A 10,821-nucleotide genomic window follows, 5' to 3' on the forward strand; every position below is an offset into this window, starting at 1 on the left:
ACCCTGTTAAATTTACAAGCATTCGCAATCCGCGATCGCTCGTCTGCTTTGCACTAAATCGACATGGATGTCAGCGCTAGTCGATTGTTGGGGTAGGAACTGCTTTTGAAAGTTCCGTCCACTCCGTCCACTTTTAGAATTAGGTACACCTAGTTCCGCTTTAAGGACTTGCTTTAACTGTTGTGCCAGTTCCAATGACCTGATTTTTATCCCTTTATCATTCAGGTGATAGACTGTATCACCAAACAAGGTAGAGTCATTTTTCAAATTGAATGATTTTTTGTCATAGATAACTGGAGAAATTTCGAGCAATTTCTCTGTAATTTTTTTAGCATTAACAAGCGTATTCTCATCAATATTAGTGTACACCCATGGTAATGCCAATATCAGAGTTGCTTCCGAACGATCCAATTGGTCACGAAATTTCTTAAGACGCAGACAAGCATAGGCGGATAAGTGAATATTAAGTACTGCTGGCTCAACGATTCGTCGTTTCAGATCAACAGGATCTCCATTGGCATTAAGCCGATCTGAGTAGTAACGCGGGTTTTTGATTTGTCGAATAAAATCTAAACTTGATTTCGTGACATATTTTAGACCTGGATTACCTGCATTCAAAAGATCTTCAGCTAACTCTTCATAAGGTACGCCTCCCAAACCAGGGCGTCCAATCGCTATTCCAAACGGGCTAGCCATTCTATCAATCCCATCCTCATCTTCGAGAATAGCGTATTCTGGAATAACAACGATGAAGTCGCCACGGTGAATTTGACCAGAAATACTATCAAGAATGATGTTTATTCCCAGAGAACCATGCACACCCATATTAAATACTGGAATGCCGAGTTCTTGCTCTATTTGCTGTGCATTAACACCAAAGTGGGTTCCAGAACCACCAAGGATTAGCACCCGTCTTGATCCTTTAGCTTTATTAGCTTTTTGAGCCTTTAGCTTATAGATCGAACGAGCCCAGCTTAATTCTCCACCATCGTTAATTTTGCCCAGATACCCAAAAGACCAAGCTAAAACCACAACCATTATCCAAGTCGTAAACTTTAAAAGTTTCAACATTCTATTTTGACACTTTGATAATGAAAACGTAAAAGCTAATCAATCACTACAAGTCACCCAATCCCAACTTGGAATTAGTGCTCGTGTATTATTGCGGCAGTTTCTTTGACGAATCCGGTGCCTCTCGTTGCATGCCGATAACTGCTCTTAACTGTTTAGCTATCTCCTCTGCCCTAATTTCCCTAGATTCAGGCAAGAGGTGATAGTGAGTGTCGGCAAACAAACTGGAGTCTGTCTTCATGTTTAGTGACTCTTTGTCATAAATTAACGGCGCAATTTTGGCGAGTTCCTCTGCCGTCTTTTTAACATTATTAACCGATTTCTCATCGGTACGAGCGTAGACCCAAGGCAGTGACAGAACTAAGGTTGCCCCTTTTGCTTCTACCTCTTCCCGGAATTTAGCAATTCGTTGTATGGTGTGCTTTGATGCGGGTTCGTTAATCGGCAATTCCCACCATTTACCCGTGCGTTCTTTCGTCACCGTGGGGTCTCCCCGCTCATCCACCGGATCGGAGTAATAGCCGGTCATTTTTCCGGTTTGGATGACTTCAAAGGCGGACTTCGTTGCTGCTCTCAGCGTCGGTGTTCCGAGCAGCAGAGCTTGTTGTGCTAACTGCTTCGGCGGTATACCTCCCAAACCGGGGCGTCCAATTGCCATACCAAACTGAGCAGAGCGATCGCCCAATCCATCTTCAGACCACAAAATCAAGTACTCAGGAATCAGCAGAACAATATCACCAGGGCGAACTTTATCCAGAATGCTAGGGAGGATAACATCTAAACCCACTGGTCCATCAATTCCTAGATTCAAGACAGGAATACCCAATTCCTGCTCAAGCAACTCTGAATTAATCGTATAGTGCGCTCCCGAACCGCCAGTAATCAGCAGGCGTCTTGGGGCTTCGATTTGGTCAGCCAGCGCTATTTTTTCTTCGTACATCATCCGCAGCCAGCTCAACTCGCCACCGTAGCGCACGTTGTAAACGTAACCAATAGACCAAGCTACCGCCGCTACCGCCAACCAACTTGTTAGCTTTAAAGGTTTCCACATCAGAATTCAAAGTAGATGAACTTAGAAGGCTCATTCGCTGCTAATAAGATGGTTAAACCCAATAAAATCCGCGATACCCACGGGGATAGCAGCAATTCATATTCAAGCTTCCGTTTTTGCCAGACGGCGAGATGTTCCATAAATAACACCCCATTGGCAAGAACCAGGGTAAAAATTAGGGCAGCCCCTTCATTGAAGCTATAAGAACTCAAGAAATCGCCCAAGTTAGAGAAGGAATAAGCCCAAGGAGTAACAATTGTTTGTATCTTCAGCAGCAGTCGGCTGATATTGATTTCCATAAAGAACAGACAACCCAGCGTCACCGCCCCAAACGTCAGCGCCCAAGATATAAACTGAGAACGGGACGCATAGTTCCCCATCAAGCGTTGAAACGGTCTGCCCGTGTATCGCAGCAGCAATAGCAAAGCGCCGTGGTAAGCACCCCAAATGATGAAATTCCAAGCAGCACCGTGCCAGAAGCCAGAGAGTGTAAAGGTAATAAATAGGAAAAAGGCAGCCCATTGCTTCTTAGAACCCATCAGGGGCAAGAAAACATAATCCCGAAACCAGTTATTCAGGGTAATGTGCCAGCGCCGCCAAAATTCCTGGATGCTCACTGAAGTATAGGGGGCGAGGAAGTTAATGGTTAGCCGTATACCTAGGATTCTGGCTACACCAAGCGCCATAAAGCTGTAGCCAGCAAAATCAAAATAGATCCGGAGGGTGAACAAATAGGCAAAGAACCAGACCATCCAGGCATTGGCGGTTTCTTGTAAGTTGATATAGGGGGCTAAGTTATCCGCTAGCACCAACTTCATGAAAAATCCCAACGACAACCACCTCAACCCTTCCTCAAAATTTTCTACCGTAAATTTGAAGCGGAAGGCTTGAATTTGTGGCAGCAAATCGGCACGACGCTCGATAGGACCGGCAACAATCTGGGGGAAGAACGAAATAAAGTTAATGTAATCGATGAATCCAATCGGTTTTTTATACTTGGGTTTGAGGGAATCGACGACAAATGCCACCATCTGGAAGGTGTAGAAGGAGACTCCCGGCGGAATCTGCGGAAAAATTGGTAGGGGAAAATTGTCGTGCCAATTGTTCATTGGACTTCCTACCGCCAGTCCTATTACATCTTCTACGAAAAATGTCAAGTACTTCAGGTAGGCAAGAATACCAATATCGATGATAATTACGACAGCAGCAATCAGCTTGGCTTGCGCACCACGACGCTGTTGCATCTGCCGCACCATGAAGTAGTTAAAAACCAGTTCAGCGGCAAAGATAAGAAAGCTAGAGCGACTGGCATTGACAAACAGCAGCAGCGACATGACCGTCAGCCCGACGGTGTCAAAGTAGTCTCGCCACAGCTTCAGGGACTTGCCGATGTAGCGAATCGTAAAGAAGGGAATGCAGTAAAGGAGCAGCACCCACCAGAAGGAAAAATCAGAAAAATTCAATTAACAGTTTCCTCCCCTGTTTTAAGCGTGGCAGCGGATTTGCTAGCGGATGTAACGGATGAGTAATTGCCTTCCAGTCGCTTTGAAAATAGAGAGGGAAGTCTTGGAGGTAAGCGAGTTAATTTCCTCCAGACTTTCCCACGGGTAGGATTTATTTGCCGCCAACCCCTTTCCAAAATCCACCCCAACCTTTAGCGGATTTGTCGGCGGTTTCTTTGGGTGTGTCTGCTGCTACCACGGGTTCGGTTTTATTCAATGCGGCTGAGACATCGAATTCTTCAACCAAGTATTGAGCGGATTTTTCAATGGTGGGGTAGTCCCAAAATAGCGTTGAAGGTAACTCTAGTTCGAGCCAATCTTCCATATCACCAACCATTGTCACCGCATCAATGGAGTCCAGACCGTAGCGGGTCAGGGGTTCACGGACATCAATCGTTTTGGTGTCGAGAGACAGTTGCTCGGCGAGTTGATTAACTAGCCAGGTTTGAATCGCTTCAACGGACGCCGTTTTTAGATTTGTGCCGTTATTTTCTACGGAATTTTCAAGCATAACCTCATCAGGCTTGGAGCTGGAGTTCTGAAGTTGCATCAATCTTATCCTCTTGTGTTTCAGTTTGAGCGAGTTGAAAGGGGACGATGGAAAACATCTTGTTTTCCTGGTACAGCTTGATTAATTGTTGGGCAACATTTTCAATGTAAGCCGGAGAAACGACCTCTGGCAAAGTCCGCCAAGGACTTAGCAGCCGATGGAGACTGAGTACCAACCATTCGCCTTTGGCAAAAAAGTCACCTAACACTTTCCGGTTGTAAATCCACATATGAACGCAAGCAGCGGCTGTATGTAGGGTGCAGTATTTCTTTGCTACCTCAAATAACTCAGGGGATTGGTCGTGACCATATTCAAAGCCTGAATTGGCAATGAGTTGGTCGTGGGCGTTGAGTTCTTCAAGGATAGCGCTGGTTAGCATCCCAATCTTATCCAAGACTTCCGCATCGACATCAGACGCTGTTGTTAAGTCTTGCAGTTGCCCTAGGGCAATTTCTAGCCCTTGCAACACATCATCAACTCCCCGTCCGAATAGCTGGAGTTTCTCTGGCTCAAAAGGTGGCACGGATTGTTCTAGGGAAAAGATAGTTTCTAGACGGGATTGGATGCCTTCCATCGTTTTATCAGTTCGTTTCGCCCGATATTTAGTGATTTGGCGAAACTGGAGGAGCAGGGCATGCAGGTTAACAACGCTGCTGCCATCAAACATACTGATGATGGAATTATCCCGGAGCATCTTTTGGAAAATACCCCAATCATGTTCCTCCCGCATATAGAAACGAGCACCCAGCACCACCGAAACGTTATTAACTACTGTTTCTAACTGGATGGTGACAAAGTATTTCACTACGGCTGCCCAGACGGAAAACTGCTCTGGGATAATGTGAAATCCTCTAGCTGACCCAATGGTTTCACAATCGCAGATTAAAAGATCTAAGAACGCATCTACTAAGGTTTGGCGAGGCTGGGGAATATCGAAAACAGTTTTGTTATAAATGACGCGATTCAGGGCAAATTTCAGGGTCGTTCTCAAGGCGGTATCGGCGGCACCGTGAGAAAAAGCCGAACACAACATCCGCGTGATTTGAAAGCCCTTAAGGGCTAGTTCCAAACCCGCTCCTTCTTCCTTCAACCGCATCTCTTCGGGAATAAAGCAATCTTTAAACCCAATCCCACTCATATCCGCACCGCGAATTCCGTGGGTGAGAATCTTGGGCAGATTGTAATAAGTTGCCGAGTCGAGTTGGCTTTTATCCACCATAAATAATGATAGACACCGCGCTCCCTCCTCTTCGCTGGTTTTAGCCAGCACAAAGGTAACTCCTGAGCGCGTGGCGCGGTTGATGGGCCACTTTTCCCCGTTGAGGAGATAACCGCCAGGAACTTTGGTAGCTGTGACATTACCAGCAATCAAATCGCTGCCATGTTCCCGTTCGGAATAGGCAAGGCACATGGTTCCATTGTGGTTTTTCATGAAACTGGCTAGTTTCTGCTTTTGTTCCTCTGTGCCTGCCATCCAGGTTAGGAACGACCAAAACATGGTGGTAAATGCGATCGCCGAATTTTGGTCACGCCGCGACAGCACCCGCACAAAGGCGACGAATTCCTCAAAGGAGGTAAACTCTCCGCCACAATCAACGGGGATGTAATAATGCTGTAGCTTCCAGTTGTAGAGCCAGTTCACTTCCGCTTCCGGAAACTCTTCCCGTTCATCCAGTTCAACCACCCGTTTGAAGGACATGATACTCTCTGGATTATCAGGAGATCCCAAATCATGCTCTAGGGATTCAGCGAGGCGATACTGCTTGAGTTGATGCATTGATTTCTCCAGTTATTCGTTACTTAGTCATTAGTCATGGGTTCGTTACTACTAACAGATAGTTTATAGCGGTTCTCATTTACAGGAGGTACAGTCCCATTCCCTACTCCCCACTCCCTACTCCCTGCCTTCATCAGGGTGTACCTCTCCAGACTCGGAAATGCTATATGACTAGCAACTAAGGTTTGATTGTTTGCACTTGTTGTGCTAAAGAGTCTACTTCTCCTTGGAGATTGCGGAATTTAGCTGTGAATTTGGGATTCTCGCTCCAATCTGCTAGTACTCCGAGTTCTCCTGCTAAGAAGTTTCCTCGAGCCGCACGGCGCTGAATCTTGCCACTTGAGGTTTTTAGGATGTTTCCGGGTTTGACCAATACCACAGCATAGGCATGGAGTTCGTGTTCTTCTGCCACTGCCTGACGAATGTCAGTAAGGATTGCATCGAAGTTTACATCTTGGGTGCGGCGTTCCACCTCTTGAAGAATAATCAATCGTTCCTCACCGCTGGCATCGACAGAAAATGCGGCACCGTAGTCGGGACGCAGCGCTGAGTGAACTTGCTGCACCGTCCATTCAATATCTTGAGGATAGTGATTCGTGCCTCGGATGATGATCAAATCTTTGATCCGACCGACGATAAACAACTCACCCTCTTTGAGAAATCCCAGGTCGCCTGTGCGTAGAAAAGCACCTTCTCCTGTATCTGTTAGGTAAGCTTGGAAGGTTTCTTTTGTCTCTTCGGGACGCTGCCAATAGCCTTGAGCAACACTGGGATCTTTCACCCAAATCTCGCCGATTTCATCGGGAGCGCAGCGGGTGTGCTTTTCAGGATCGGCAATGGCTACCTGAGTATCGCAGACCAAACGACCGCACCCAGCTATTGCGCGCACTCCCTCTCGAGGTTGACTAACTGCTACCACTCGGTTTCTTTCCAGCGCTGCTGCCTCAACGAAGCAGAGTACTGGGGGTTCTAGCAACGGACTGGTGGAAACTAATAGGGTATCTTCAGCCAATCCGTAAGCGGGAGCAAAGGCATTCCAACGGAAGCCGCAGGGTTGAAAGGTTTCAAAGAAACTCTCCATTACCTTGGGATTAATGGGTTCGGCGGCATTGCCTGCTGCCTGCCAATTACTCAGATCTAATGCTTCGAGTTGTTTGGGTTTAGCTCGGCGAACGCACAAATCGTAAGCAAAGTTAGGGGCTTGGCTATGGGTTGCCCTGTAGCGCGAAATGGCAGCCAACCAGCGAATGGGTTGCTTGATAAAGGCAAAGGGTGACATCACATAGCAGGGCGTCCCGTTGTAGAGTGGTTGCATCAGTCCTTCCACCAGCCCGTAATCGTGGAAGTAAGGCATCCAGCTTACTGTAACGCTGTCTGAATCATACCCACAGGCTTTCTGGAGATAGCCTGAATGGACCATCAGGTTTTTGTGGGTGAGCATCACGCCCTTGGGGGTGGAGGTCGAACCTGAGGTGTATTGAAGATAAGCGATTTGTTCGCTGTTAACTTTAGGATCTTGCCATTCCTCTGCCAATTGCAGATCCATCTGTTCGGTATCGAGCCAGCGCATCTCCTCGAATTCTGGAAACTCGTCGCGAACGTCTTCTAAGAGGGAAAGAATGCGAGCGTTAGTCAGCACTACAGAGGCTTGAGCATCTTTGACAATGGAGCGCAATCTCGGTAATGTGCGCTTCATTCGCCCACCGTCAGGAGGCGGCACGGGGATAGCAATAACCCCACTGTAGAAACAACCGCAAAATGCGGCGATTACTTCCAATCCTTGGGGATAGAGCAGCAATGCTCGTTCTCCGGGGGCGCTGTGGTGTTGCAGCCAAGCTCCGATTGCTCTGGCTTGATGATCCAGTTCAGCATAGGTTAGGGATGAACCTTCGGTCTTGCCATCAATCAGAAAGGTATAAGCTCCCCGCTCGGCTTGATGGATGGCTCGCCAGCGTAGCAGCTCGATTAGGGTAGAAGATTCACCTGTTGGAACAGTTGAATTAGCAGGGGTTTGAAGCATCTTTATAGTGTTTTTATAGATTTTTAACCGGAGGTTAAGACAGACGATGCTGCGATCGCTCTTTAAAAAGAAAAAGTGATTGGCTGCATCTTGGCATATTCTTTTGGGGAATGGCTAGCCCTTTATTGACCGCATCTTGACATATTCTTTTCAGGAATAGCTAGTACTCTCACTGCTGCCTTATCCAACAAACTCTTAACTAAACTTAAAAATTGATAGTGAATAGCAACATGATTCTTCTTTTTTAGCTGCTGTACATCATCATCATTATGGCGTAATATTTTTGACTAAAACTGTTATTATATGAAGTTTTGATAAAGTTTCGGCAGTTTCCCTACCGAATACGCCCCCAGAAAGGGGGCATAGATGCAAAAGCGCTATAAACTGAGATCTTGCACCAATCTGCCAGTGGTTAAAACCACGGTCTCATCGCTTGCATTCGTCTGCCTAGGACTGGACAAGAGTTTTAACTCTGGGCGGGTTGTGTAGCTTGTTGAGAAGAGAAGGGTGCAAGATCTGAGTATAAACCTAGACCAGCTTGCCCTAAGGACAAGCAGAGGGAGCAGTAAGATTCCCCTCCGGAAAACCGCTAGAAATCCACCCGTCAATAGGTTCGGTGATCTGAATCCATGTACGTCCTTGGTTATCTTTTTCAGAGCGCCGAGGCGTAGCCAGTTGGACGGTTTTTCCGACGAAGACTCCCCCAACCCTTGCAGCAGAAAGGGAGGGATTTCGGCGCACAGCCAAACCTTGTGGAATAGCCACTCGGCGGCAAATGTCTGCCATTGTGTTGGTGTCGGGTTGGTTGGCGTTTTGGCAGAGTTTGAGATCCATTGTCTGAACATACCCTGTCTCTGGCGAACTGATCGCGATCCATCCACCATTGCCATTACCAGCCAGCGTCACCTCTTCATTGGACGCTAAGGTTGTAATCGTTCGACTGGAGGTGGAACGCTCTGTGTAAATAAAAATCCGTTTTTTAACAGCACGACACTGTCCGATAAGTCCCGCCTGTGCAAGTTGAACGTTGCCCTGAGTCTCAAATAAAGCAGGTTCTGATGCTTGAATGGCATTATCTGTGGGATTGCTGTTAACGGCACTGACAGGAGCGTTTAGACCCCCTACAGCACTAAATACAAACGCTAATACGGCGGCAGATTTACCCCAGTAATTCATTGTTTTCATTGGATAAACTCCTCATCTGACCAACAAATTTGTGCGAGAGACTTCCACCAACTCAAACCTTCAACTGCCAGGTTCGGGTTTTTAAAAGATCCCTGGCACTAGACTCAAAGATATTGATAGCCCGACTCTACAAGACATGGCGTTGAAGTGAGAGACTGAATCTCGTGGAATTCTCCTAGCCCATAGCATACAGAAAAGAGGAATGCAAATCACCGACAAAAGAAGAATTTATCAGTGAATTGGCGATCGCACTGTCGAATCCGGACGTCTAGCTAAGACGGTTTCATGCTCTTCATGCCCAGCGTCACAAGAGGAGGGATCAAACAGTATGAGTAGCCGAATCACTCGTTATGACGCACATTGAGAGAATGTGCTTGTGGTTTCACACTCTTAAGGAAAAATGGCAAATTCTCGGCAAACCCCTCACAGCGGTTATCACTGGGATGGTAGTAGCGATCGCTTCTTTGAAGGATGGTACTACCGCGTCACTCTGCCCAATAGGGGTCAAACCTTTGCTTTCATGTATTCCATTGAAGATCCCATCGGTGGCAGACTTCATAGCGGTGGCGCTGCCCAAATTCTTGGTCCTAATGATGGTTATCTTTGCCGTACTTTTCCAAACGTCGAGCAGTTTTGGGCGTCTTCAAACTCTTTAGCCTTGGGACATTGGGGCAGAACTGACTTGGACATACCCCCTCAATACCTGCCTCCTGCCAAATTCGAGGCTCATATCCGAGAAGGGTATCAAGCTACAGCAACTTGGCATCAAGGCATGATTCGTGATCCCGGCACCAACGAGTATTGTCGCTGGCAGTATGCGATCGCGCCAGTCTATGGTTGGGCAAATCAGGATGCACCCCAGCAATCAACGGCAGGTTTGCTTTCTTCGTTTGAAATCTTTGAACCGGGATGGCAGATTTTGATGGCACACGGTTTGGCAAGTGGCTCGATTGAGTGGAATGGCAAGCTGTACGAATTTACCGATGCTCCTGCCTACGGCGAAAAAAATTGGGGTCGTTCCTTTCCTCAGAAGTGGTTCTGGCTCAATTGCAACAGCTTTGATGGCGAACCCGACTTGGCTCTCACGGCTGGCGGTGGTAGGCGAGGTGTGCTGTGGTGGATGGAATCAGCCGCTTTGATTGGCATTCACTACCGAGGAAAGTTCTATGAATTTGTTCCTTGGAATTCACAAGTGAGTTGGCAGATTCAACCTTGGGGAGGCTGGCAGATGCAAGCCCGAAATTCCCAATATGAAGTGGAGTTAACTGGCACAACGGATCGACCAGGTACACCCCTCCGCGCTCCAACCGAACAGGGTTTAATCTTCATTTGCCGCGATACTATGCATGGTCAGCTTACCCTGGAACTGCGAGAGCGACACGGGCAAAGAGCTCAAACAATTTTGAAAGCAAATAGTTCTGTTTGTGGATTGGAAGTTGGCGGTGAACCCTGGTCAGAACCTTGGTACTCTAGCGCTAAGTTTCCTTGGGTTGTGTGTTGACATTTAGGGAATAGGGAGACAAGGAGACAAGGAGACAAGGAGACAAGGAGACAAGGAGACAAGGAGACAAGGAGACAAGGAGACAAGGAGACAAGGAGACAAGGAGACAAGGAGACAAGGAGACAAGGAGACAAGGAGACAAGAAAATTTTTGAGGTGTTACTC

8 protein-coding genes are annotated in these 10,821 nt (G+C 47.1%); 1 reads left to right on the forward strand and 7 read right to left on the reverse strand.

Annotated elements, in window-relative coordinates; translation table 11 throughout:
* Positions 1–12: 12 nt before the first annotated feature.
* The 7 genes from IQ257_RS11010 to IQ257_RS11040 form a co-directional block, all read right to left on the reverse strand.
* Positions 13–1,038 carry a hypothetical protein gene (locus tag IQ257_RS11010; RefSeq protein WP_193873433.1) on the reverse strand — a complete coding sequence of 342 codons (1,026 nt, stop codon included), beginning with the start codon at positions 1,036–1,038 and terminating at the stop codon, positions 13–15.
* 121 nt (positions 1,039–1,159) lie between these two features.
* Positions 1,160–2,122 (reverse strand): hypothetical protein, encoded by a 963-nt coding sequence (locus IQ257_RS11015; RefSeq protein ID WP_193873432.1) that lies wholly within the window; start codon positions 2,120–2,122, stop codon positions 1,160–1,162.
* On the reverse strand, positions 2,122–3,585 hold the full coding sequence (locus IQ257_RS11020; RefSeq protein ID WP_193873431.1) for an MBOAT family O-acyltransferase: 1,464 nt from the start codon (positions 3,583–3,585) through the stop codon (positions 2,122–2,124). The genes IQ257_RS11015 and IQ257_RS11020 overlap by 1 nt, the downstream gene beginning before the upstream one ends.
* A gap of 151 nt (positions 3,586–3,736) precedes the next feature.
* Positions 3,737–4,135 carry an acyl carrier protein gene (locus tag IQ257_RS11025; RefSeq protein ID WP_228060618.1) on the reverse strand — a complete coding sequence of 133 codons (399 nt, stop codon included), beginning with the start codon at positions 4,133–4,135 and terminating at the stop codon, positions 3,737–3,739.
* Positions 4,136–4,142: 7 nt separating this feature from the next.
* Positions 4,143–5,951, reverse strand: a complete 1,809-nt coding sequence (locus IQ257_RS11030; protein WP_193873429.1) for an acyl-CoA dehydrogenase — start codon at positions 5,949–5,951, stop codon at positions 4,143–4,145.
* Positions 5,952–6,129: 178 nt separating this feature from the next.
* Positions 6,130–7,971 carry a fatty acyl-AMP ligase gene (locus IQ257_RS11035; RefSeq protein WP_193873428.1) on the reverse strand — a complete coding sequence of 614 codons (1,842 nt, stop codon included), beginning with the start codon at positions 7,969–7,971 and terminating at the stop codon, positions 6,130–6,132.
* A gap of 543 nt (positions 7,972–8,514) precedes the next feature.
* A complete protein-coding gene (locus IQ257_RS11040) occupies positions 8,515–9,156 on the reverse strand; it encodes an SH3 domain-containing protein (RefSeq protein ID WP_193873427.1) in 642 nt (213 codons plus the stop codon).
* 400 nt (positions 9,157–9,556) lie between these two features.
* Between IQ257_RS11040 and IQ257_RS11045 the strand changes: the two genes are divergently transcribed.
* Entirely contained in the window at positions 9,557–10,657 is a 1,101-nt protein-coding gene (locus tag IQ257_RS11045) for a tocopherol cyclase family protein (RefSeq protein ID WP_193873426.1), read from the forward strand.
* Positions 10,658–10,821: the final 164 nt, after the last annotated feature.

This window comes from Coleofasciculus sp. LEGE 07092 (assembly GCF_015207375.1).
Classification (GTDB): domain Bacteria; phylum Cyanobacteriota; class Cyanobacteriia; order Cyanobacteriales; family Coleofasciculaceae; genus LEGE-07092.